The organism is Leadbetterella byssophila DSM 17132, assembly GCF_000166395.1.
GTDB lineage: Bacteria > Bacteroidota > Bacteroidia > Cytophagales > Spirosomataceae > Leadbetterella > Leadbetterella byssophila.
The window spans coordinates 2,868,579-2,894,324 of the sequence record NC_014655.1; the positions used below are offsets into that span (position 1 = coordinate 2,868,579).

Here is a 25,746-nt window from a genome sequence, read left to right on the forward strand (position 1 = left end):
GATTCATATATTCTTTCTTTTTAATATATCTCCTTTCTCTGAGCTTTTACGCGCTCGTCAGTCAAGTAATCATCAAACGTCATTAACTTATCTAGACAGCCTTTAGGCCCTAATTCTACTACGCGGTTAGCCACGGAGTTAGTCAACTGATGGTCATGAGAGGTAAAGAGAATAACGCTGTCATAATCCTCCATCCCCTTGTTCAAGGCCTGAATAGACTCCAAGTCCAAGTGGTTCGTAGGCTCATCAAACAACAACACGTTCGAGTTCGATAACATCATCTTAGAGAACATACAACGCTGCTTCTCCCCTCCCGATAATACCGTACACTGCTTCAATGCCTCCTCTCCAGAGAACAACATCCGCCCCAAGAACCCACGGATAAAGGTCTCGTCTTTCTCCGTAGAAAACTGACGCAACCAGTCCACTAGATTCATGCTGCTATCCACAAAGTACTCGCTGTTGTCATTCGGCAAGTAGTCCTTTGTAATGGTAACTCCCCACTTGAATGATCCGGAAGTAGGTTGTCTTTTCTCCATTAATACATCAAAAAGAGCCGTTACCGCTAGACCATCTTTGCTCAAAAAGGCCACTTTATCTCCTTTGGCAACCTGGAAACTCAAATCCTTGAACAGATATTCTCCCTCCTCGTTTTTGTAACTCAAATTCTCTACCACTAGGATCTGATCACCTACCTCACGCTCAGGTTTGAACCCAATAAACGGATATCTACGTGAAGACGGCTGAATAGCGGCGATATCCAACTTCTCTATCATTTTCTGACGAGCAGTAGCTTGCTTAGACTTAGCCACGTTAGCAGAGAAACGACGAATAAATTCTTCCAATTCTTTCTTCTTCTCTTCCGCTTTCTTATTCTGATCCGCCTTCTGCTTAGCCGCTAACTGACTGGACTCATACCAGAAAGTATAATTACCACCATAAAGCGTGATTTTCTTGAAATCCAAATCTGCAATATACGTACAAACATTGTCTAAGAAGTGACGGTCGTGAGATACCACAATCACCGTATTCTTAAAGTTCATCAAGAAGTTTTCTAACCAAAGGATAGACTCTATGTCCAAGTTGTTCGTAGGCTCATCCAAAAGCAACACATCCGGATTTCCAAACAAAGCCTGAGCCAATAGCACCTTCACTTTATCTGCTGGGTTCATTTCAGACATCACCGTATAGTGATACTCTTCTGAGATACCCAAACCGGATAATAATGCGGCTGCATCTGATTCCGCTTCCCAACCGTTCATTTCAGCGAACTCACCTTCTAATTCAGCTGCACGGTTACCATCTTCTTCAGAAAAATCTTCTTTAGCATATAGGGCATCTTTCTCCTGCATAACCTGATATAGACGCTCATTTCCTCTCATTACAGTATCTAATACCGTAAATTCGTCATAGGCGTTCTGGTTCTGTTTCAATACAGACATCCTCTCGCCCGGATCCATGCTCACATTCCCTGTGGTAGGTTCAATATCCCCTGCTAATATTTTTACGAAAGTTGACTTACCTGCTCCGTTGGCTCCAATGAGCCCGTAAACGTTGCCCGGGGTAAACTTTAAGTTCACTTCTTCAAAAAGCACTCTTTTCCCAAACTGCAGAGAAAGATTTGATACCGTTAACATATTCTATGTATAAATAAATTGAAATGCAAAGTTACGCATTTTTAAGGGGTTTTCAGTATAAAATCTCCTCTATAGTACTCGCCTTCATTAAGGTAGACAAACAGCACTCCACTTGTATCTTAATCCTTTCATAGACTTATCATTTTACATTAAAATTTGTAAGGTCCATTGAGTCTTGAAGTTTACTATAGCATGATTCTGTCTATACTACCACAGCTAAACCACCCTAAGTTCATATGTTCACCCTTTTATTCCTCCTACTTTTCTCCTAACCACCCACTTTAAAGTGCAAGCATGGAACTTCAGAATTACTTACCATTCACAATGAACCGTCCTTTAAATCCATCACTTGTGCCAGTTCATTATCTTTTGCCTTAATCAAATCAACCGCTTCAATCCTCCACATTGCCCTTCAATCCTAATAAAAGTTCCATCTATCTTCTTTAAAAGTTTATCGTCCAAGTAGTTCGTCTACATTATATGTAGTTCTAGCGCAATCACATTAAGGTTATGGAGAAGTATCTCTATGTAAGGCTTTATTGTTGTTTAAATTACCATCACAACAACCAATTTATAATAGTAACATTCCTGAATACCAGTACTTTATTTACTCCGTGATTTATTCTAAGGATTCTTAGTCCTATATTGTACTTTTTTTACCTTTGTTTATCAATCGAACTAAAGTGGAAGATGTAATTAACCGTTTGCTGAAAGCCAAAAATGAGAAAGACATCATTTTACGATTACAGGAAATAAACGAGGTATTCGCAAAATATTCCTATTTCATTATGGGAAACATAGAGATCTTCCCCATCGAAGTAGAATCTTACTTTTACCATCCACAATGGTTTCCTGACACATACTCCCATATAAATGAGTTGCAAAGCAACCGCTTCTTACATCCCTACTTACATAGAAGAGGTAATAAAGCTAAGAACAAAGTTATTTTAGGTAAGAGAGGTGGAATAGATATCGTGCTTTCAAATGGTACTGATTATTATTTCGGCCTATTAATTAGAATGGCAGAACTCAAGATAAAAGGGGATTATCTTTCATTTGAAGGACCTGCAAAACTTAAAAACTTCCTTTTAAAGAAAATGGACAAAATGGAGGATCTCCCTATAGAGTTAAAAAATAGAGTGGAGCTAATCCCAAGGCAGGTTTTTCACCTACCACGAATAAACCTTAATCCACTAAGAAATCCCGCCTATTTTGAACAACCTCTTCGTACCTTATATAACTTGCAAAAGTCAAAACTGAAATCAAAAGATCTGGCCTCAATTATTGCTAGTAAGAAAATGCCTTTAACCCAAAATACTATAGAAACCCTATTAGGGAGACCATCTACCGTGATATTAAATGGCGTAAAAAGAATACTTCTGCCCTAATCCTATTGTACTATTTTTTATTTTCCCTATACTTCACCTTTTTTGTGCCTGGATTCGTTGGATATTTATGAGTAAGAGATTTTTATTATGCGTTCTGGCCGCCGTGGTCAGCATATCTGCACGCCCTATAACAGATTATACAAAAAAGCAGGAAGCATGGGTGGAGACCATCCTTTCCGAAATGACTTTAGAGGAAAAGGTGGGCCAATTGTTCATGATCGCCGTCTTCTCTAACCGAAGAGAAGCAGATTATACCATCGTAGAAAATCAAATCAGAAAATATCACCTCGGTGGACTAGCCTTCTTCCAGGGAAATGCCCTAAAACAAGCAGAACTTACTAACCGATATCAAGCAGCCGCAAAGATCCCCCTCCTGATAGGTCTGGATGCAGAATGGGGATTAGGTATGCGACTGAATAACGCATTCTCCTTCCCAAAAGCCATCACCATAGGTGCAGCTAAAGACATAGAACTTGCCGAACAAGTCAGCGAGGAAATAGCTCGCCAATGCAAACGCATTGGAGTACATTTTAACTTCTCTCCAGTTGGAGATATCAACTCAAATCCAAAAAATCCGGTCATCAACTACAGATCTTTCGGAGAATCCCCACTGAACGTATCTGAGCTTACCAGCGCCTTTGTTCGTGGACATAGAAAGTACAATATCCTTACCAGTGCCAAGCACTTCCCCGGACACGGAGATACCCATGTAGATTCTCACTATGACCTACCCGTACTTCAACACTCTCTAAAACACATTCAAGAGGTTGAGTCTGCTCCTTTCAAAGCCATGATAGCAGATAGCGTATCTTCTGTCATGATAGGACACCTCAATGTCCCTGCCTTAGATAATGGCGTTCCGGCTACTGTATCCGAAAGGATCATTAAGGATTACCTTCAAAAAGAACTCGGTTTTACCGGATTAGTCATCTCTGATGCCTTAAACATGAAAGGCCTACTCAAATCCTTCCCGGTAGGAGAAGCGGAAGTTCGTGCCTTCAAAGCCGGTAATGATATGTTACTACAAACCTCAAACCTTGATAAAGCCTACAATGCCGTACTTGCGGCATGCATTAACGGTAGAATCACAGAAGAAGAACTGAATCACAGCGTTAGAAAAATACTTAAATCCAAATATTGGGCAGGTCTTCACTCCTATAAACCCGTTGACCTTAGAAATATTAGTGAAGATCTGGACACCGAAAGAAGCAAAGAACTTAAACAACTCATTTATAACAAAGCCGTAACCGTAACCAGAGATGAATTTGGACTTATCCCTTTGAAAGGTCTTGCAACACTAAAAATGGCTAGTATTGGTGTAGGAGTTGATCAGGAAAACCTCTTTCAAAGTACCTTAGAACTCTACGGAGACGTGAACTCCTACCTCCTACAAGATAAACCAGCCAGAAGCACAGATTGGAAATCCATAGCAGAAGAGGCCGTAAAAAATGATCTGGTGATTGTCAGTATTCACAAGGTAAGGCAATCTGAAAAATTAGATTACGGCATCACAGAGGAAACCCTGAATATGTTAAGATATATTCAAGAGAACTCCCGACTCATCGTTTGCGTCTTCGGAAACCCCTATAGCTTGAAGTTTTTTGATGAATTCGAGACTGTCATGTGCGGATTTGAAGACGAGGAAGAAGCTCATATGGCCGCTGCCAATGTACTTTTCGGAGTCAATTCCGCCCAAGGTAAGGTTCCTGTTAATACCCTCTCTGCAGATGGTAAGCTCGATTACGGATATGAAGTAGAATCCTTCGCCCGACTAGGTTTCGCTATGCCTTCAGAAGTTGGAATGAGTGCTGCAAAACTGCAAGAAATCAGAAAGGTGGTTAATTCCGCTATCATGGGGGAAGAATTTCCGGGTTGTCAGGTTTTAGTAGCCAGAAAAGGCAAAGTCGTCTTCTACGAAGGTTTCGGTAACATGAAATACAATAACGGCCAAGCGGTCAACAGACATACCTTGTATGATTTAGCTTCTGTTACCAAAGTAGCCTCCACCTTACAGGCTATAATGATGCTCTACGATCAAGGTAAAATAAACCTCGACGAGAAATTATCCACCTACCTTCCCGAACTTCTGGGAACCAATAAAAGTAGATTGATCATAAAAGATATCCTTTTGCATCAAGCCGGGTTGAAAGCATTTGTACCCTTCTTTGATCAAACGCGATTCGGAAGCGGGCAATACAATCCTTACTACTTCTCCAACGCTCCCATCACTTCCGGGCACATTCCTATTTCAGATGAATTAGGAGTTAATCCCATTATCAAAGATTCAGTATTCTCATGGGTGGAAAAGTCGGCTCTAATCAATGCTCCAGGTTCACAATATGTGTATTCTGACCTGGGACTACTCCTACTTCAGAAATTAGTTGAACGCATAAGCGGTAGAAATTTAGATGCCTTTGTAGGAGCAAATATCTATGAACCTATGGGCTTGCATTCCATGATGTATAATGCATTCACCCAAAAAACGAAAGACCAAATCGCACCTACTGAAGTAAACGGAGACTTCAGAAAGGCAGCCATCCATGGCACCGTACATGATCCTAATGCTGCCCTTATTGGAGGAGTAGCAGGACACGCAGGACTTTTCTCTAATGCATGGGATCTGGCCCGACTGATGCAGATGAACCTCAACGGAGGGTATTATGATGACCGTCAGTTCTTCTCTAAAGAAACGATAGACTTCTTCACTAAACCTCAATCCAAAGTAAGTCATAGAGCTCTGGGTTGGAATAGACCTACAGGTCCCGGCGACGGAACTGTCTCCCAATACGCCTCCTCTAAGACCTACGGACATACCGGCTTTACCGGTACTTGCGTGTGGGTTGACCCTGAAAAAGACTTGATCTTCGTGTTTCTTTCTAACAGAGTATATCCTTCTGCGAACAACCAAAAGATCATAAAAAATAAAACTCGACAAAAAATTCACGATATCGCGTACAAGGCCCTGTTATACTAAAGGATATTTGGAAAAACCAATATCAATACAGACATTTGAATCAAAAAGTTAATTCGCAGTATATGAAAAAATTACTAACCATCTTCTTGGGATTGGGTTGCGCTTACGTATCCTTTGCTCAAGAAAACCTTACCTATCAAAAACCTCCAAAAGAAATCCTCGAATTAGTGGATTATGAAAGACCTCCTTCGGTTTCTCTTGGAAGTAAGTCAGATTATATGCTCTTTACTTACAGAGATACCTATAAGACTCTTGATGATTTATCTCAAGATGAGCTTAAATTAGGTGGTTTGAGAATCAATCCTAAGACCAATATTTCCAGTACGGTAACATACCTTAATAACTTAAAAGTTAGAAAGTTAAAAGACAGAGAAGAGATTCAGGTTAAAGGATTACCACAATCACCTAAGATCACTAACATCACCTGGTCACCTGACGAATCTAAAATTGCATTCACCCATACATCAGAGAACGGTGTGGAACTTTGGGTGTTAGAAGTAGCAAGTGCAAGCGCTAAAAAAGTTGGATCAGGTTATTTAAATGCAAATTTAGGAAACCCGATAAGTTGGTTTAAAGATAACAACAGCTTACTGGTTAACTACCTACCTGCAAATAGAAAACCACTAATCAACACCTTAGTAAGTTTGCCTACCGGTCCCATTATCTCTACTGCAGAAGGTAAAGCTTCTCAAAACCGTACATATCAGGATTTGCTGAAAAATCCTGCTGATGAGCAAAACTTTGAGACTTTGATCACTTCAGAACTAAAAAAGGTTGATCTATCCGGAAATGCTGTAGCTTTCCTTCCTGCAAACTTGTATACAGATGCTACTTTCTCTCCTGACGGAAACTATGTGCTTGTAAGCGTATTGCAGAAACCATTCTCCTATATCGTTCCTTATAACCGTTTTCCTAGCAAAACCTTTGTTTATGACAAAGCAGGAAAATTAGTTAAAGAAGTGAATAGCCTGCCTTTGAATGAAACCCTTCCAAAAGGATTCATGGCTGTAAGAACAGGAAAAAGAAGCATGAACTGGAGAGCTGATGAACCGGCTACTTTAGTTTATGTAGAGGCCTTAGACGAAGGAGATCCGGCGAAAAAAGTTGAATTTAGAGACGAAGTATTCACTTGGAAAGCTCCATTTAACCAAGCTCCGGTTTCCCTAGTAAAAACTACTCAGCGTTACGGCGGAATTACCTGGGGTAATGAAAAACTAGCTATCTTGAGAGATCAATGGTACGATACTCGTAGCTCCAGAACCTTTGTTTTTGACCCATCTTCTAAAGCAGCTCCTAAACTCATCTTTGACAGAAATTCTCAAGATATCTATTCAGATCCGGGTAGTTTCGAAACCGTTAAAAATCAATACGGAAGAAATGTACTAGCTATAGAAAATGGCAAAAGCTATTTGATAGGTGACGGACACACCAAGAAAGGACAATTCCCGTTCATAGACGAATTAGATTGGAAAACCCTGAAGACAAACAGGATTTATCAATCTGCATATAAAGACAAGTTGGAAAACATTCTTTCTTTCAAAGATATCAAAACCGGTGAAGTTCTGGTAATGCTTCAATCTGCTACAGAATATCCTAACTATTACTTGAGAAACCTTAAGAATAGAATGGCTCCTGTACAAATCACCGACTTCAAAAATCCATTCGCAGGATTAGAAAAAGTCCACAAAGAAGTGATCAAATACAAACGTAAAGATGGAGTAGACCTTTCGGGTACTCTTTATTTACCAGCAGGTTACAACAAAAAAGATAAGCTTCCTCTACTTATTTGGGCTTATCCACAGGAATTCGTAGATAAAAACTCGGCATCTCAAACCACTTTGAATCCGAATCAATTTACTTTCCCTGCGTATGGATCATTCATTTTCTGGGTTACCAGAGGATACGCAGTATTGAATGACGCTGCCTTTCCTATCGTTGGAGAAAATGGTGCAGAACCAAATGATACATTTGTTGAGCAGTTAATCGCTAACGCCGAAGCAGCCATCAAAGCCGTTGATGACTTAGGATATATAGATCCTAAACGTGTAGCAGTAGGTGGTCACTCTTACGGGGCCTTCATGACCGCTAACTTATTAACACATTCAAACCTGTTTGCAGCGGGTATAGCAAGAAGTGGAGCCTATAACAGAACATTGACTCCTTTCGGTTTCCAAAGAGAGCAAAGAAACTATTGGGATGCTCCGGAAGTATATAACCGCATGTCTCCATTTATGAACGCTCATAAAATGAAGACGCCTATCCTACTCGTTCATGGAGAAGCGGATAATAACCCTGGTACATTTACCCTACAAACCGAGCGTTATTTCCAAGCTTTGAAAGGATTAGGAGCTCCTGCTAGAATGGTTATTCTACCAAAAGAAGCACATGGATATGTAGCAAAAGAAAATATTTTGCACCTTCTTTGGGAACAAGACCAGTTCTTAGAAAAACATCTAAAAGGTAAAAAATAACTGCTTTGGGTATGAAAAAGAAAGAAAATCAAGAGGAACACCAAATCAACATTGAGCTACCTGAAGACATCGCAGAAGGCGTGTACGCCAATCTAGCCATGATCGCCCACTCGAATAGTGAGTTTGTTTTGGACTTCATCAGACTGATGCCTGGTATACCCAAAGCAAAAGTTAAAGCCAGAGTAATTCTAACGCCTGAACATGCCCAAAGGCTTCTTCATGCATTAGAAGACAACATTCGAAAGTACGAAGAAACCTTTGGTGAAATTCGTCAATCCAGTGAACCCGTGCCTTTTCCAATGAATTTTGGAGGGCCTATCGGAGAAGCTTAAAACAAAATTGAGATAGATTGCCTAAATTTGTATTAGGCAATCTATTCTCTTTTATGACTCAATTCTTTCAAAAGGAAATCAAACTCAAACCCTATAAACGAGGCTTCCACCTTATCACTGAACAAGTGACGAATGCCTTGCCGGAAATCTCTCAAATCCAGATAGGTTTTCTACACATTTTCCTCAAGCATACTTCTGCTAGCATCACCATAAACGAGAATTTTGATCCAACTGTCCGCGCAGATTTTGAAGCTCATTTCAATGCTTCCGTACCCGAAAATGCACCCTATTATCAACATAATTATGAAGGAGCAGATGATATGCCTGGCCATCTGAAATCTTCTATCTTGGGAAATTCCCTACAAATACCCATCACAGAGGGGAAATTAAATCTGGGAAGATGGCAAGGTATCTATTTAGGAGAACATCGGAATTATGATACCGGAAGGAAGTTAGTTTTGACGGCTTGGGGAAATATAAAATAAGCCCCCAAGTACTTACTTCTTGGGAGCTTATCTCTCTTTAAAATCGTATTTTTTATAATTCTTTAATACGAATATTCTTGAACCAAACGGTGTCTCCATGTCCTTGTAAAGAGATCTTACCTTTGGCATGAGGAGTAGCATATGGCCAGCTTTTGAATTTGCTTTTAGCAATGTCTTCTACCCATTTAGGACTTGCATATTCATATTCAATTACCTTCTTCCCATTTAACCAATGCTCCACTTTATTGTTCAAGATCTTGATCTTACCCTTGTTCCATTCCCCTGCAGGCTTCACAGCACTTAAATCAGAAGGTGCGTATACATCATAATTACCTCCAGTTTTATGTACATCTTTTGGAGTACTTGGATAATTAACATCATCAATGATCTGATACTCCGGACCATAGATATAAGGTTGTTCCTTTTCCTTCTGCTTATCTTGCACCTTATAGATCACACCCGAATTACCTTTTGGAGAAACTTTGAATTCAAATTCTAGTTCGAAGTTTTCATACTCTTTCTTTGTCACCAAATCTCCACCTTTACCATCTGTTGTCAATTCTCCATTGACCACTGACCAGCCAGCCGTACTATTTCCGTCATTTACATTCCAAGAATACCAATGTTCCAAGGATTTTCCATCAAATAGTTTAACCCACTTGTTCTTCTGCGCAAAACTTGTATTTGCGACTAGCGCAGCCATAATTAAGACTAAAATTCTCATAGTTATTAGGTTTTTTATTGTTCAAATTTAAAGGTAATCGCCGCATCCTTAGCTAATTTATCCAAAGATTTTTTAGGAATAAATACTCGGGTTAATTCCCCCTCTTGCTGCCATTTCACCGGGATATTTCCATCTAGGATGAACATCTTACTCCCTTTTTTAGGCGCATTTCCTTTCCAAGACACCTCTTCTGTCAAAGGTTCATTATTTAAACGAATAGCAAACCTCCTCTGATCTTTGGCACGGGTAAAATAAAAATGTTCGTACTTGAACTGATCTACTGTCCTCGTTTCATAAATGCCCTCTCCGTTCCTTTCTAACCACTTTCCTATCTCTTTTAATCTCTCCAACTGTACCGGTAAAAATTCCCCTTCAGGTGTAGGTCCCACTCCTAGCAACAAGTTTCCTCCCTTAGACACAATTTCCACAAGGGTCTTGATAGCCCACTCAGCGCTCTTAAACTGATCTCCGGGTACATAACTCCAAGCACCTCCTAAAGTTATGCAACTCTCCCAAGGATCCTCAGATTTCGTACTCGGAATACCTTGTTCAGGAGTTCTGTAGTTTTCAAATTCACCGTGTACTGTTCTGTCCACTACCAATATGCCCGGTTGATTCGCTCTGGCTATTTGTGCTACCTTTGGCATATCAATTTCCTGGTCGAAATCTGGAATGGGTGCACCCCAACTTAATACTTCCTCCGTGACCGTATTTCTTGGTCTCACCCAGCCTCCATCTAACCACAAGATATCAACCGGACCGTACTCGGAAGTTAACTCGTTAATCTGACCATGCGTAAATTCTTTAAATTTATTCCATCTCCAAGGATGCTTTCTGATATCATAATTGACATTCCTGTCAGGAGTAGCATATTTATCCCACCAAAAGTACTGTGAATGCCAATCAGGCTTGGAAAAATACGCCCCAATCATCATACCTTCCTTTCTGAAAGCTTCAAATACATGTTGGGTAACGTTCGCGCGTGGATGATTTCTAAATGGCCCTGAAGTGATTTTGAAGTCCGTCCACTTGGTATCAAACATGGAAAATCCATCGTGATGCTTAGTTGTAAAAACTAAGTATTTCATACCTGCCTCTTTCGCTGCAGATGCCCATTGTTCAGGATTAAATTTGATGGGATTAAATTTTTCGCTTTGCGACCAATACCACCGCTTGTAATCGTCATATCTGATAGTACTGTCTCTTTCTATCCAATCTTCATTGCAGATGCTCCAACTTTCTATGATCCCAGGTACAGCATAAATACCCCAATGGATGATCATTCCAAATTTCTGATCTCTCCATTTTTCAAGCTTTTCCGCTACTAATGGGTCTGTGGGATAGGTATAGGAAGTGGATACCGGATGTAAGGTGTTTTGAGCCTTCAAAGTGAAAGCAAAGAAAAGTAAGTAAATGCAGATCCTCATAGTTTATGTTTAGAGACATAATATTAAGAAATAAAATCGAGCCATTTTAAAAAAAAGTGAGGTCCTCAGGACAAAATATGCATTGAAATGCGTTGTTTTGCATGTGCTATTTCTAAAAAATATCTTCTTTGAGAAAATTATTCATTCCCTTGATATTTTGTCCCATTGCAGTTTTTTCGCAGTGGAATAGTCGTTATACCCAAGGGTATTTCGTAGAACTAGGCGGTTTCAGCAAAGGTGCCGGAATCAATTACCACCGCATGTTCTATCCTACGAAAAAATCCTTTGTTTCCGGTAGTATCGGATTATCCTATGTATGGGGTGCAAGTTCAATCCCTAACGAACCCAATCCCTTTGGATATGAAAACAGTGGACTAGGTATTCCAGTAACCTTGACTTATAATTATTTCATTGGTCATATAGATCATGAAATAGCGGAATTATTCAATACCAGTTGCTACAAAAGACCCCCAAAAGTTTTAATAGATTGGTTTGCGGAAGCCGGAGCAGGCGCCGTTCCCGCCTTCTATAATCGTAATTCCAATGAGCAAAATAGAGTAGTGCCTCACGGGTATTTAGGCATTAGAACTCAAGTGAAAAAGGTTAGACCATACAAAGAAAACGACTTGGTACTTTTTGCCAGAATGGGAGTTTCACCTTTCTATTATAGGCAAAACCTGCACATGTCTTCTCTAGGTTCAGTTAGTTTTTCTCTGGGCTGGGGTTTCTGATTATTTCTGTGTACAAAGTTTGTCCCCTCAGTCTTCTAAAGACCTGAGCTAGAACTACTACATCCTCCATACAATAGTGGATAATATCTGTAATCCTATCTTCCAAATAATATGCTGCATTTACCTTAGACCCATCTAAGCTGCCTTTACTCCCCTCAATTCCTAAAACGGCAGCCAATAAATCCAAAGAAGTGAAGTGCTTATAATCCCCAAATTTCCACATTTCCAAAGTATCTAAATGTGGTATTTCCCAAGGTTTCTTTCCACTCATCTGGAGAACATCAGGTAAGGGTATTCCGTGTATGATCATTCGCCTGCACAAATAAGGGAAATCAAATTCCTTTCCATTATGAGCACATAAAATCAATCTCTTCCCTGCCGGATGTCTTTCTATTAATTCCTTAAACTGTAGAAGTAAAGTCCTTTCATCTTCATGATAAAGACAACTAACCTTCAGATCCCCAGAGGTTTCACCTCCTACCCCAATACAAATAATCTTACCAAATTCAGCGAAAATGGCTGCCCGTTCTACATATACATCTTCCACAGGTTCAGCTCTTTTCATATGCTGAACTTTCTTTTGCCAATGCTCTTGTAAACGTTCCGGTAGGTCGTTAAAATCCTCTGTTAAGGATACAGTTTCTATATCCAAAAAGAGAATATCCTTCATTTATAATCCAAATTGAGCTGAAATCTCAAGCATCCTGTCAATTGGCTTACGCGCATCTCTGATGGTAGACTCAGGAAGAATGATCTCCGGAGATTCATCTCTCATACAGAGATATAATTTCTCCATGGTATTCAACTTCATATGAGGACAATCTGCACATGAAGCACAGTACGTACCATTTCTCTCCGTAGCAGCCACATGAAAAATCTTGTCCGGATTAGCTTTTTGCATCTGATGCAAAATACCCGTCTCAGTAGCTATGATGAATTCCTTCTCCGGACTGTTTATAGTATATTTCAATAAACCGGTAGTAGAACCTATATAATCAGCATGCTCTAAAACCGCATTTACGCTCTCTGGATGCGCCAGAAGCTTGGCATTGGGGTACTTGTTCCTCATCTCCTCAATTAGGCGAGCAGAGAAGGTTTCATGCACCATACATGCCCCATCCCATAAGATCATATTTCTACCGGTAACCTTGTTCAAATATGCTCCTAAATTCTTATCAGGTGCAAAGATGATTTGTTGATCTTCCGGTACACTTTCCACAATCTTAACTGCATTTGTACTGGTACAAACAATATCTGTTAAGGTTTTAAGCTCCGCAGAACAATTGACGTAGGATATCACTAATGCATCCGGATACTGTTCTTTAAAAGCCATGAATTTATCAGCCGGAGCAGACTCTTCTAAAGAACATCCTGCATTAAAATCAGGAAGTACTACCTTCTTCTGTGGCGAGAGTATCTTAGCCGTCTCTGCCATAAATCTCACACCGGCAAAAACGATCATATCTGCTTCCGTTTTCGCAGCTTCCTGAGATAACCCAAGACTGTCACCTATATAATCTGCTACATCCTGAATATCTGCTGTTTGATAATAATGCGCTAGAATCACCGCATTTTTCTCCTTTTTCAGTCTTTGTATCTCTTCAACCAAATCTTTCATCTGCCCAATAATTAAACTTTCACCTGCAATAATACGTCCTATTTGCGGCTAAAAAAACTCTTTTTCTTCTAGTGAATTAATTTATATAATCTCCACGTAATTCTCTGAATCTTACCCTGGATTGGGCACTAAAGACACTGCCAGGATAATCCGTCAAAACCTTTCTATACAGGCTCATAGCCTTCTCTTTATCCTTTAAATTTTCCTCAGTAACTCGTGCCAAAAGATAGAGCGCATCATCTGCCAGTATATCCTGATGAAATTCACTTACTAAGATTTCTAGATCCTTTATGGCTTCTTCTATCTTATTCACTTTTAGTAGAGTATTGGCTCTTAACCAGAGAATTTCATCTGCTAAGGCATGAGATTTATAGTCTTTCCACAAAACACTCAAAGTATCTAAACCTTGTTGATATTTGTTTTGGAATATTAACAAATCAGCCCTTGAAAAGCGTTCCAGTGCTACCTCTGAAGTATCTAATCCGGTGTTATCTTCAATAAGCAAACTCAGTTGCATAGCATCATTTGAAATCTCTTTTGAAGTTGCTTTTTTTAATACATCCAAAATATCTCTGGACAGTTCAAATTGACCAGTATAATACTGCAACTTTGCGTTCTTCAGTCGAGCCAATTCACCCAAATTATCCTCTTTCTGAGACTTTTCTACTTGCATATACAACAAAGTAGACTCCCAGGGTTCATCCCTAAGTAAGTAGATATCACCCATATCTAACTTACACTGATCTCTGAACTTAGGATTTCCATGAACGGTATTAACCGCTGTCTCTAAAGTAGATACGGCCTCTGTATAATCATGTAAATAAAAAGCTTGCAGTAAAGCCATGTTTCGCATGGCCTCAGAAGTTTTAATATTATGGCCTAGTTCCTGTATCATTTTCTGATACTGCGCTATTAAATCCCGGATGGCTTCTTCTTCAATGGGAAAAGTAGTTTTCACTAATTCCTCTTTGCTTTTTATCATCCAAGTACGGGCATAAGGATATAGATCTGAATCGGGATACTCGTCCATAATATACTGATACATTCGCGCTGCGCTCTTATAATCCTTAGAAATGTAACTCTGGTAGGCCAACTCAAAGATCTTCGCTCCACCCAGGTTTAAACGCTTATCCATGGCTCTCGCCTGCGTGAACGCTCTAGGGAAATCCCCTTTTTGTGCAAACCACCAAACCAAAAGATCCGTATAGAAGGTCTCATTAGGTTCATTCTGGATCTTTTGAAAAAGTAAATCCTCTATATATTTAATTTCTTCTTCCGTCACAAAGGAATCCTGTATTGCCGACTTTACATAATCCGGATTATTTTGCCTCTTGCCAAATCCCATGGCTTCCTCCACCATTTTATCTTTCTGATTTAAGACATTGTAGGTTCTGGCAAGTACATTATCGTACTTAAACGGTATTTTGGATACTTCTCTATCTTTAAGAATTAGTTTTACTATCCATTCCAATTTCTGATTACGATAGAAGAAATTATATACCTCGAAAAACTTATTATCTGTACCCGCTGCTTGCTCTATAATCTTTTCAAACTCTTTTGCGGCCAAATCCTTTTTTCCACTAGCCTCATACACCTCTGCTAAATCTGCCTGGTAAGTGAGAGTAGTTCCGAATCTGCTTACTTGTTGTTTAATGAACCGTTCCGCAGAAGTAAAGTCACGCAACTTCATCAAAGTGGCTACATATTCATTATGTATCAAGTTGGCATACTTCTTATCCTCCGATAATTTTTTATAAATCTCAGCAGCTTTCTCATATTCCCCCTGTGAGAAATACGCGTAGGCCATCTCCACCTCCTGCCCCTTGCAAAAACCAAGCGACAACAAGATCAATAAAAAACTATACACTATAGACCTGCACATGCTAATAAATATAAAATCTTATTTAATTAATTCTTTTTTCTATTATCTTCTATTCCTGTGAATTTGTGGAATAGTTTATTTGTATTTGTGGATTGTGGGTAATTGACTTCTAATGTTTATAACTTGAAACGATATTAACATTTAATTGTTTGATTTTCAATTCTTGATCCGTTTATGTTGATTTCTTATCCGTACTCCTTCCACAGGGTGGTGGATAGAGGATAAATCCTGGGTAACTTAGATGTTTATTCCACTTTATCCCCCATCCTGTTTCTTTCCTTTTATTAAAATAGAGTTAATGTTTATTACTTCCATTTTATCCTTGCTTTTGCACAGACTTATCACAGGGTTTTCCACATTCTATTCTATTTTTAGATTCCTAAATTCATAGTTCGCTCTAATTCGTATAGGCTCCTTAGTACTAAGTACTTCTTCAGGTAGTTTTCTTAATTCCAGATTTCCCGGATCCCAAATACCATTTTTATTATCATCGAATACAATAGTGATTTGGTATGAGCCTGGTACTATTTTATCAAAAATGAATCTGTCTGTAAAGTTTATCTGTCGGATTATTTTTGTCCGGTTTTCGTCTTGTAACAGGGCTATTTTAGGCCTCTCCTTGTCTTGAACCTCTCCCTCCACTAAACCTAGCTGATCGTCCTTTAAAAGGGGGTTTTTAAGTACTACAACCGTATTGGTGTCTCCTTGGTAATTTTCTAGTATGTTTGATGGTATATGTATTTCAATATCTTTCGCATTAACCTTAGGGATCTCTATAGTAAAATGTTGATTATCAATTATATATATATTGTTTACTGCAATCTCATTAGTATCTGCTTTCAATTGAATCTTTTCCAAATCTAATCTCTTTAAGGGTTGATCTACTGAAAATTCATACTTCATATCGGTGGTTACTTCCTGTTGATTTTTGATAGAGGAAAGTAGGCTTATAGTGCCTATTTTCTTTTTTCTATTGCTTTCTGGTTTGAAGTATATTTTCTGTTGCAGTGTATCGGAAATCAATAGGGAATCCTGTAATACTATTTTTGCTTTAATACTGTCTTGAATTTCCTTCTCTAACCTAAAGAACTTTATTTCTGGCCCTTTTGCAAACATGGAGGTTTTTAAACTATCCTCTTTATTTTCAAAGATTATACTTGCGCGCAGCACTGGTTTTTCTAATTGTAAAACCATTTCATTTTCGCGTACTATAGTTCTTTTAATTTTATTTTTAGTGTGATTCGCTCTATATATTTCTATTGAAGACAAGTTTAAATTTTGGTTGACATGTATACTGTCTGGCAAAAATCCTACTTGTTCCTCTTTTTGATCGAATCGGAGATTATTGTTTTTATCTGTAAATGCTAAAAGGAAATATTTATCGCTTTTGATGTTTTCAAAGGTATAGTTTCCGGAGGAATCCGTTTTAATAAAGTATAATGGTTTCTTTTTACCAAAGTCTAGAGTGTCATAAGGGTATAGCCCTACAGTAACATCTAGTTTTTCTTCCTTAGTGAATAAGTCTTTTATATTACCTGATACTTGTAAGGAATCTATTTCTGATCCAGTGCTAATAACTAATTTTAGGTTTTTTGCTGGATTTTTTTCTGTTAGATCCGTTATTCCATTTCTGAAATTTAGGGTGTAGGTTGTATTCTCGGCAAGCTCTTTGTCGAATTTGATGATTACCTCCTTGTTCTTTACCTTAACTTCATAGGGTTGACCGGGATCTGGTACTATCACTAATTCACTGTTTAATTTACTAGCATCAATTAGTTCATTGAAGCTTAATTTAAATTCTTTTCCTTTATAGTTTTTAGTTTTGTTTTCCGGATAAGAGCTTACTAATTCGGGTGGAGTTTTATCTGGCTCTCCTCCTGTGGGTGCAATGATTTGAGCACAGGAGGAAAGCAGTATACAAGCTAAATATATTATTTTCTTCATCTTCCTAAATATAGCATAAGTACTGAAATGTCTGCTGGAGATACCCCGCTGATTCTAGAGGCTTGTCCGAGGTTCATCGGTTTTGCTGCAGTTAATTTTTGTCTTGCCTCTATAGAAAGGGATTTTAAAGCCATATAGTCGAATTCCGTGTTTAACTTTACTTCGTCTAGTTTGGCTATTTTTTCTGCCATTAGTAGTTCCTTTTCTATATATTTCTCATACTTAATTTTTATCTCAGCTTGTTCTTTTTGTTCCTTAGTATAAGTATTGGTTATTTCCTGAACTAGTACATTTCCTTCTTCTAGTTCCTTTATACCTATTTCAGGTCTTTTTATTAGAGAACTTATTGTACTTTTTTCCCTTAATGGAGATGAATTAATTTTTGTTAAGTACGGATTTATCTCTTCAGGGCTCAATTTTGTGGTTTCTAACTTATGTATTAATTCTTCTGAATTCTTTATTTTTTCCTCTACCCTATCCAGTCTTTCTTTATTTGCTAAGCCTATTTCATATCCTTTTTTTGTTAAGCGGATATCGGCGTTATCTTGTCTTAGTATGGTTCTGAATTCCGCTCGGGAAGTGAACATACGGTACGGCTCATCTGTGCCTTTATTCACCAAGTCATCTATTAGAACGCCTATGTATGCCTCGTCTCTTTTTAGGATAAATGCTGATAATTCATGGGCTTTTCTATGTGCATTTATACCCGCTATTAATCCTTGTGCCCCTGCTTCTTCATAGCCTGTAGTGCCGTTGATTTGTCCAGCGAAGAAAAGGTTTTCTACTCTCTGGGTTTCTAAAGTAAGTTTTAATTGGGTAGGTGGGAAATAGTCGTATTCTATGGCATATCCTGGACGTAGTAGTTTTACGTTTTCGAAACCAGGTATTTTTCTGATGGCTTTATATTGTATATCTTCCGGTAGTGAGGTAGAGAATCCATTTACATACATCTCTATGGTTGTTCTACCTTCCGGTTCTAAGAAGATTTGGTGGCTATCTTTTTCTGCAAATCTGTTGATTTTGTCTTCTACAGATGGGCAGTACCTTGGTCCTAGTCCTTTAATTCTACCGTTAAACATCGGTGATTTATCGAATCCTTTTCTTAATTCTTCATGGACGGCTAGGTTGGTATAGCTGATCCAACAAGAATTTTGTTTCTCTAGTTTTGGAGTATCTGTATATGAGAATTTTTCTGGATTCTCATCTCCTAGTTGCTCTTGCATTGCTTCGTAGTTGATGGTCCTTCCATCTACTCGAGGTGGTGTTCCCGTTTTCATTCTTCCGGATTCAAATCCTAATGAAACTAGTTTCTCCGTTATTCCAAATGCTGCGGATTCCCCGGTCCTTCCTCCCCCAAAGTTCTTTTCTCCTATATGTATTTTTCCATTTAGGAATGTGCCGTTAGTTAGTACAACTGTTTTTGCATGTATTTCTAGTCCGAGTGATGTTTTGACTCCATATACTATATTGTCTTTTACCAGGATGTCAGTTACCATTTCTTGCCAGAAGGATACTTTTGGATTTCTTTCCAGTTTATCTCTCCAGTTTAATGCAAATTCCATTCTGTCTGATTGACACCTTGGCGACCACATGGCTGGACCCTTTGATCTATTTAACATGCGGAATTGGATCATTGTTTCGTCTGAAACAATTCCTGACATCCCTCCTAGCGCGTCGATTTCTCGTACTATTTGCCCTTTTGCAACCCCTCCCATAGCAGGATTGCAAGACATCTGTGCTATGGTCTGTAAGTTCATGGTGATTAATAGAACTTCTGATCCCATAGTTGCAGCTGCGTGTGCAGCTTCACATCCTGCGTGGCCTGCTCCTACCACGATAACATCATATTTACTAAACATACTTCCTTTGGTGTTTCACGTGAAACATGTTTCACGTGAAACTTTTTTTAATTTATCTTCTTGAAATAATTTTCTGTCTGGTTCTTATAGAATGGTGTGTAATTAGGGGGTGTGGTTCTCAATAATTCCACTTGTTTTTCTTTTTCTTTTTTGAATTTTTCTAGATCTGGTGGTGTGGATCTTTGAATCTTTTGTGCTGTTTTAGCTTGGCGATTTGGATCAAGTTCTTGCTCTTTTATTGCTTTGTCTGCTTCTAGTAGTCTTGTTTCAATTAACTTTTGTCTTCTTTTTAATTCTGGGGTGATCTTTTTGTTGACAAGATCCTCCTCTGATTTCTCCATTTCTTTTTGAAGATTTTTGAGTTCGTCTCCAAGTTTTTTGCCCACTTCGGTTCCGTTTAGTTTGTCTTGCATTTCTTGAAGTTCCTTTCTTAGTTTAGCTTGTTCATTAACTAGTTTAGCTATTTCTTCAGAAATTTCTCTTTGTGTTTTACCTTCGGATCCAATACCTTCCATCCTTTGGTTAATCATTTGTTGTTTCTTTCCGAAATCCCCTGGGCTTGATCCATTTTGTTTTCCTTTACCGGATCCTGGAGTTGCCATTTGTGATTGCATCTGTTTGAAAACATCACTTAATAATAAAGCTAAATTATTCATAGAGGTCATGCTTGACTGCTGACGCATGGATGCCTGAGGTAATTTTCTCTCGCGGATCAGTTTTACAGATTCATCAATGTGGTTCTTCATTGCCGTCACTTCTTTTGTGACTGTAGCTTCTAGTTGCATTACTCTACTCGCTAGTGTGAATAAGGAGTCTTCAATTATTTTTGCGTCATTCGCTATGTTTAATTGTTCCTGTGATAATTGAACAAACCTTGGATCAGATACAGAAAGTGTTCTAAATGTTTTCATGATTCTTTCCTGATCGTGCGAGACCTTGATTAGATTTTCGAGAATTTCTCTCATGGCATTAAGGTCTACTTGGGCTTGTTGCATTTCAGCCGACTGCATTTGTTGCTCCATCTCCTCTGCCATCTGTTTCATTTTTTTGGCAGCATTCTTCTGTGCTTTGGATGCAGCATCTTTATTTTGTTGTGATAGTTCCTTTTTAGCCTGCTTCTGATCTTCCGATATTTCTGATTGCTTATCGTCCATCGGGTCGAAGGACTTATTTAACTCATTGCTTCTATTCTCTATATCCTCCAGCTTCTTTTTGATATCCTCAAACTTTTGATTGATCTTTTCTTGATCTTGTGGATTTGCATCTGCCTCACTAAGTTTCTCTTGCTCTTCAGCAAGTTCTTTTAATTCATTAGAGGTTTCCTCTATCTTTTGTTTCCTTTGTAGTTCTTGGAATAACTTCAATGTTCTATCTAGTTCTTTATCCAGGTTTCTCTGGTTCTTATTGAATTTTTCCAATTGGTCTAGTGATTTCTCATCTAGACTCTTTTCCATCATTTTCTTTAGTTCTTCTAATACTTTGGAGTCTTTACTTTCCATTAACTCGTTTAACATCTTCTGGATCATTTCCATTTTTTGTTGAAGCTGTGGACTTTGTTGTTCAAATCTGCTTTGCTTCTCCAATAATTCCTGAAGTTGGTTTTTTAGATCTTGAATCTCCTTATTTAATTCCTCTTTCTTTTGAAGTAGGCGATCTAGGTCTTTTTTATCCTGAAAATCGAGTTGTTTCTTTTTCTTTAATTCATTCTCTATGGTATTGAGGTCCTTTTTGAAATCACGCGATTTTTTTACTAATTCATCAAATTGGTTTTCTGCTTTATTCACCTGGTTTTCCACATCCTGTGAATATTCTTGATCCGTGGGCATGAGGTAACGTAGCGTACTGGTTTTTGTGGATTTTGGTCCCTTCACCCCATCATTGTCCGTAACCATCAAATAATATTCCAATTGGTCATTTCTTGATAATCCCAATTCTTGTAAATCTAATTGGTAAAAGAAAGTTTGTGACAAAGAAGATTTGTTAAAAGGTATTTGTATGGATTTGAATTGTGGATTATTTGAATTTCTATAAAATAACTGAAGCTTAGTAATACCGTAATCGTCAGATATGGTCCCTCCTATTCCTATGTATTGATATAAGGCGGTATCTGCCATTTGTTCAAAAGTGATCTGTGGATATCTATCGGGGATAACGTTGATAAAGTAGTGAATAGGATCTGCATTCTCACTGTGTTCATTGTGTAATTGGATTTCGTATGCGGTGCTTTTGGAAATTTTTCGCTGATAGTTGAAGTCTCGAAAAATGCCTTTATCCACATTAACCACATCGCTACTGTCGAAAACTATTTCAAATTTATCTGCAGCATCCGTCTTAAAGGACCAGCGTACTATAGTACCTTCCGGGATGATTAAGTTACCCACATTATCAAAATTTTCTGGGGATTTCCCTAAATATGCTGGGTACTTTAAAGAAACATTGAATGATAATAATTGTGGTCTACCTACTAGGTCAATCTTATATGAATCTGAAGTATATCCTGCTGCTTCAAAATGAAAAGGTGTGGGTTCTTGAATATGATTAAAGGTATGGCTATAATTAATACCATCCTCTGTTAACATTTTATATCTTCTTCCTTGAGCTAGAATAAAAACTTCATCAGGTAAAGTTTCTCCCTGCATTTTTACGTGTAGGGTGAAATCTTCATGCTTGTAAGCCTGTAGTTTTTCATTTTCTATATAGAAAGTAAAGGGAGCCGGGTCTGCAAAAGTCTTGGTGAACTTTACAATTCTTTCTGTACTATGATAAAATTTAGGTAAGGCTAAAGCTATACACAGAGCGATGGCAACTGGCGGTAATACAAATTTGAGATACTTACGATTATCCCGAAACTGGATAGCATCCGCAAATTTAATCCATTTTAGCTCTTCGGTTCTTTGCGCTATACTAGCCTCCAATAAAGAATTATCCACAGAATTTACCTGTGCTAACTGTATAGTGTTAATAAGTTTATCCTTAATCTCTGGAAAGTATCTCCCTATTTGAATTGCAGCCTCTTCGTTACTTAATTTGTTGTCTGTATTAAATAGATAATATAAGGGTTTCAGGATAAATTGTGCCAAAGTATAAGCAGATGCCGCAATGTATATGACAAATAGTATTAGTCGTGGATAAGTGCCAAATCTTCCGATGAATTCCAGAAAATTAATTAACAAAAACAAACCTAATAGCAAAGCCGTACTGATTAATAGGCCTTTAATTAGCTGGTTTTTGTATAATTTTTTCTTATACTCCCCTATTTTGTCTATCGTATTTTGCATTGCGGCATTCATAGCTTCTACAATTTGAATTCTAAAGAAACCGGGCAGTGATCAGACATCATCACATCTGAGTGAATGTGCACATTCTGAATACTTTCCGGTAACATATTTGCTGCAAATATATAATCAATACGCCATCCAAGGTTCTTTCCTCTTGCCCCTGCTCTGTATGACCACCAAGTGTAATGATGAGGGTCTTTTACTTTATGTCTGAAAGTATCCACAAATCCGCATTCGCAAAAACGGTCTACCCATGCTCTCTCTTCTGGCAAGAAACCGGATGTTTTTGCATTGGATTTAGGATTATGTATATCTATTTCCTTGTGACAAATATTTACATCTCCACAAATCAACAAAGGCGTACCTGTAGCTTTGAGTTTCTCTGCATAGATTAAAAAGTCATCTAGAAACTTATATTTTATTTCCTGGCGAACATCTCCTGTGGTTCCGGAAGGAAAATATGCTGAAACCAACTGGAAATCAGCGAATTGTGCTAAAATTATTCTTCCTTCTGAGTCGTATAATTCGTGTTCTATTCCTTTAACTATTTGATTAGCAGGTATTTTACTTAAAATAGCTACTCCACTGTAACCTTTTTTAATTGCCGGATACCAATAGCAATGGTAACCCAGATCTGTGAAAAGACTTTCAACTAGTTCAGTTTCTGAAAGTTTTATTTCTTGTAAACATAAAATATCTGGGTTTTCTTTGCTTAGCCATTCCAGCAAGCCTTTGTTAATGGCTGATCGGATGCCGTTTACGTTAAATGTAGTAATTTTCATAGTTTAGATATGTAAGCCGACTTCCTCGCGGAAATATCGGATGATATAATGCTTTAGTAGGTTTTCTTGGGCTAAAAGGTCCATATTGGGCAATTCCTTCAGCTTTTCCCAATGTGGCCAGCCTTCTTGATCTGTACCTGCCAATCGGTAATAGCCGTCTAGGCTAAGTACTTTACAAATGGCTATATGCAATAGGTCTTGCTTCTGTTCTTTTTCAAATCTAAGGGCTCCCTTTCCTAATTCTTGAACGCCTATTAGGAACAATACTCCATTTAAATCCTTGGGTTTCTTACCTGTAGTCTGTTCTAAAAAACGAAGAAGTTTGTCCCATATTTCTTTATCTTCAATGGTCATAAAATGATGAATATTAATCTATACTATCTACGATCTTCCCTCCTTGATTTCTTCTTTCCAAGGTTTTGCGTAGCATGTGAAAAACAAATCACAGAGTGGGAAAGTGCCATTTGTTTACCTTGCTTCTGGTCTATGCCTAGATATTCAGCTTTACAAATGGACCACCTAAGGTCTAAATTTTGGGGTAAAGTCAAGATTCACGGCGTATTTGCCTACCTCAAGTTTCAGAAAGGAAACGCTGTTCAGGATGTTCTGCATGCCATTAAATATAAAAATCAAAGGGAATTAGCCATCTGGTTAGGCCAATCTATGGGCAGAGAATTTTTCTGGAATGTGGATGCTATTGTACCCATACCCTTGCATAAAGATAAATGGAAAACCAGAGGTTTTAATCAGGCAGCATGTTTGGCTTTAGGTATTAGTAAAATTTGGAATGTGCAAATAAGAGCAGATTTACTTCTTAAAAAGAGAAATACGGTTACCCAAACAAAATCAGGAGGTAGATTAAGCAGGTTTTTAAATCTACAGAAAGCATTTGTGGGTGTTCCGCAAGAAAATATACCTCAGCGAGTACTTCTGGTGGATGATGTTTTAACTACAGGTGCCACCTTAGAAGCGGCATCTGTAGTCCTTTTGGGTCTAGGAGTTAAGGAGGTTTATATAGCTTGCTTAGCTGCAGCCGACTAGTATTTTTTAAGTATTTCTACTAGTTCCCTTGCTGATGCTCTGCTCTTCTTACGTATAAATTCATCTTCCGTCTTATCCCCGATCTCAAATACCAATGCTTCCGTGCCATACGTTTCAAATAAGTAACTGAATGCTGTAGAAGTAGGTGGTTCGAAATATAAAGGTTTAATGTGTGGAGAATAATCCGGTAAATGTTTACTCGATGTCCTGATCCATTCCTCTACAAATCTGGTTCTACCCTTCTTAAGGTCCGGATTTACGATATAATAGATGTCTTCATAAGTAGAATGGAAATCTATAGAGAATATTAAGTCTCCTTGTACCCAATTTTTCAGGAAATCCCGTACCAAACGCGTTTCATCTTGATGAAATTCATACCAGTCTCTATTCAGATCAACTCCCCTTGAATTATGCCTCCAGTTGCCCGCGTCCACACCATCAGGATTCAACAACGGTAATACTAATGCATGATAATTATCGGTAAATTCAGGAAGCTGGGATAATTCTTCTATGAAGTACTGCATGGCCTTATGACCCGTCACTTCTGGTGGATGCTGTCTTCCTAAAAAGACCAATTGTCTTTTTGAAGACTTATTCCCTATTTCAAAATAGGGAATGGGTAAACCATTTGGCGTATTTCCTATTTTTAGCGGTTCTGAGCCTGTTAAATCTAAAATCCATCTGTAGACATCAGAACTAGTAAAAAGTGGCTGTGAGGCCACGAAAAGAGGCCTATTGGACAGTTCCAAATAAAAGGTATACTCACTCCCCGAAGATTTTCCTCCCAATTGATGCCAATGCACCCGGTCTCCGCTCCATTTGGGATCATATCTGTGCTTGTATTTGGAAGGATATATTAACTTTATCTCCACTTCTCTATGTTCTTCTGTGCTAATTCTAAATGCATACCAGGGACTCGAATTTATGGGTTCATTTTCCGGTGCAATGGGTATACAAATGGCGCCTGTTGAATCCAAGTAAGGCTGCTCACATGCGCCTCCTTCAAACTTGTTTTCGATGATAACATCCCCTAATTCTACCCTGCCTTTGCACCGTCCTAAAGTAGGCCTACTTCGCGTATCCACAGGCTTAATGGGCTCTTGTCCTTTAAAGTTTTGGGCTATAAGCGTAATGCTGAAGCTCATTAGTAGTAAAATCTTATACATTTTTAAT

19 protein-coding genes are annotated in these 25,746 nt (G+C 38.4%); 7 read left to right on the plus strand and 12 right to left on the minus strand.

What is annotated here, in order from left to right; genetic code table 11:
• Nucleotides 1–20: 20 nt before the first annotated feature.
• Complete coding sequence (locus LBYS_RS12865; protein ID WP_013409278.1) at nt 21–1,637, minus strand: ABC-F family ATP-binding cassette domain-containing protein; 1,617 nt, start codon at nt 1,635–1,637, stop codon at nt 21–23.
• A 662-nt stretch (nt 1,638–2,299) separates the two neighbouring features.
• Here LBYS_RS12865 and LBYS_RS18390 point away from each other — a divergent pair.
• From LBYS_RS18390 to LBYS_RS12890, 5 genes are all read left to right on the plus strand, one after another.
• The gene (locus tag LBYS_RS18390; protein WP_013409279.1) at nt 2,300–3,025 is read left to right on the plus strand and encodes a hypothetical protein; all 726 of its coding nucleotides are present in this window, start codon (nt 2,300–2,302) and stop codon (nt 3,023–3,025) included.
• Nucleotides 3,026–3,092: 67 nt separating this feature from the next.
• Nucleotides 3,093–5,999 (plus strand): serine hydrolase domain-containing protein, encoded by a 2,907-nt coding sequence (locus LBYS_RS12875; protein ID WP_013409280.1) that lies wholly within the window; start codon nt 3,093–3,095, stop codon nt 5,997–5,999.
• Nucleotides 6,000–6,061: 62 nt separating this feature from the next.
• Entirely contained in the window at nt 6,062–8,470 is a 2,409-nt protein-coding gene (locus LBYS_RS12880) for an alpha/beta hydrolase family protein (protein ID WP_013409281.1), read from the plus strand.
• 11 nt (nt 8,471–8,481) lie between these two features.
• Nucleotides 8,482–8,802 carry a DUF3467 domain-containing protein gene (locus LBYS_RS12885; protein WP_013409282.1) on the plus strand — a complete coding sequence of 107 codons (321 nt, stop codon included), beginning with the start codon at nt 8,482–8,484 and terminating at the stop codon, nt 8,800–8,802.
• A 53-nt stretch (nt 8,803–8,855) separates the two neighbouring features.
• On the plus strand, nt 8,856–9,287 hold the full coding sequence (locus tag LBYS_RS12890; RefSeq protein WP_013409283.1) for a secondary thiamine-phosphate synthase enzyme YjbQ: 432 nt from the start codon (nt 8,856–8,858) through the stop codon (nt 9,285–9,287).
• 52 nt (nt 9,288–9,339) lie between these two features.
• Here LBYS_RS12890 and LBYS_RS12895 read toward each other — a convergent pair whose 3' ends face one another.
• Together LBYS_RS12895 and LBYS_RS12900 are read right to left on the minus strand one after the other, a co-directional pair.
• On the minus strand, nt 9,340–10,011 hold the full coding sequence (locus tag LBYS_RS12895; protein WP_013409284.1) for a 3-keto-disaccharide hydrolase: 672 nt from the start codon (nt 10,009–10,011) through the stop codon (nt 9,340–9,342).
• A gap of 14 nt (nt 10,012–10,025) precedes the next feature.
• Nucleotides 10,026–11,438: an alpha-L-fucosidase gene (locus LBYS_RS12900; RefSeq protein ID WP_013409285.1), complete on the minus strand. Its 1,413-nt coding sequence runs from the start codon at nt 11,436–11,438 to the stop codon at nt 10,026–10,028.
• A gap of 128 nt (nt 11,439–11,566) precedes the next feature.
• Between LBYS_RS12900 and LBYS_RS12905 the strand changes: the two genes are divergently transcribed.
• The gene (locus tag LBYS_RS12905; protein WP_013409286.1) at nt 11,567–12,169 is read left to right on the plus strand and encodes a hypothetical protein; all 603 of its coding nucleotides are present in this window, start codon (nt 11,567–11,569) and stop codon (nt 12,167–12,169) included.
• Here the strand turns inward: LBYS_RS12905 and LBYS_RS19320 are convergent.
• The 8 genes from LBYS_RS19320 to LBYS_RS12945 all read right to left on the minus strand — a co-directional run bounded on the left by LBYS_RS19320 (nt 12,141) and on the right by LBYS_RS12945 (nt 23,886).
• Entirely contained in the window at nt 12,141–12,839 is a 699-nt protein-coding gene (locus tag LBYS_RS19320; RefSeq protein ID WP_013409287.1) for a 3'-5' exonuclease, read from the minus strand. The two genes, LBYS_RS12905 and LBYS_RS19320, sit on opposite strands and share 29 nt — an antisense overlap.
• Nucleotides 12,840–13,787 carry a quinolinate synthase NadA gene (nadA, locus tag LBYS_RS19325; protein WP_013409288.1) on the minus strand — a complete coding sequence of 316 codons (948 nt, stop codon included), beginning with the start codon at nt 13,785–13,787 and terminating at the stop codon, nt 12,840–12,842.
• 76 nt (nt 13,788–13,863) lie between these two features.
• Nucleotides 13,864–15,669 (minus strand): tetratricopeptide repeat protein, encoded by a 1,806-nt coding sequence (locus tag LBYS_RS12920; RefSeq protein ID WP_013409289.1) that lies wholly within the window; start codon nt 15,667–15,669, stop codon nt 13,864–13,866.
• 360 nt (nt 15,670–16,029) lie between these two features.
• The gene (locus LBYS_RS12925; RefSeq protein ID WP_013409290.1) at nt 16,030–17,613 is read right to left on the minus strand and encodes an Ig-like domain-containing domain; all 1,584 of its coding nucleotides are present in this window, start codon (nt 17,611–17,613) and stop codon (nt 16,030–16,032) included.
• The gene (gene mnmG / locus LBYS_RS12930; RefSeq protein WP_013409291.1) at nt 17,610–19,472 is read right to left on the minus strand and encodes a tRNA uridine-5-carboxymethylaminomethyl(34) synthesis enzyme MnmG; all 1,863 of its coding nucleotides are present in this window, start codon (nt 19,470–19,472) and stop codon (nt 17,610–17,612) included. Before mnmG ends, LBYS_RS12925 begins: the two co-directional genes overlap by 4 nt.
• 47 nt (nt 19,473–19,519) lie before the next feature.
• Nucleotides 19,520–22,762, minus strand: a complete 3,243-nt coding sequence (locus LBYS_RS12935; protein WP_013409292.1) for a DUF4175 family protein — start codon at nt 22,760–22,762, stop codon at nt 19,520–19,522.
• 5 nt (nt 22,763–22,767) lie between these two features.
• Complete coding sequence (locus LBYS_RS12940) at nt 22,768–23,532, minus strand: exodeoxyribonuclease III (RefSeq protein WP_013409293.1); 765 nt, start codon at nt 23,530–23,532, stop codon at nt 22,768–22,770.
• Nucleotides 23,533–23,535: 3 nt separating this feature from the next.
• Nucleotides 23,536–23,886: a hypothetical protein gene (locus LBYS_RS12945; protein WP_013409294.1), complete on the minus strand. Its 351-nt coding sequence runs from the start codon at nt 23,884–23,886 to the stop codon at nt 23,536–23,538.
• Between the two features lie 3 nt (nt 23,887–23,889).
• On the opposite strand from LBYS_RS12945, the gene LBYS_RS12950 reads away from it, so the two are divergent.
• Complete coding sequence (locus LBYS_RS12950) at nt 23,890–24,573, plus strand: ComF family protein (RefSeq protein WP_083794591.1); 684 nt, start codon at nt 23,890–23,892, stop codon at nt 24,571–24,573.
• On the opposite strand, the gene LBYS_RS18395 is transcribed toward LBYS_RS12950, so the two are convergent.
• Entirely contained in the window at nt 24,570–25,739 is a 1,170-nt protein-coding gene (locus tag LBYS_RS18395; protein ID WP_013409296.1) for a M14 family metallopeptidase, read from the minus strand. The genes LBYS_RS12950 and LBYS_RS18395 overlap by 4 nt on opposite strands.
• Nucleotides 25,740–25,746 lie beyond the last annotated feature (7 nt).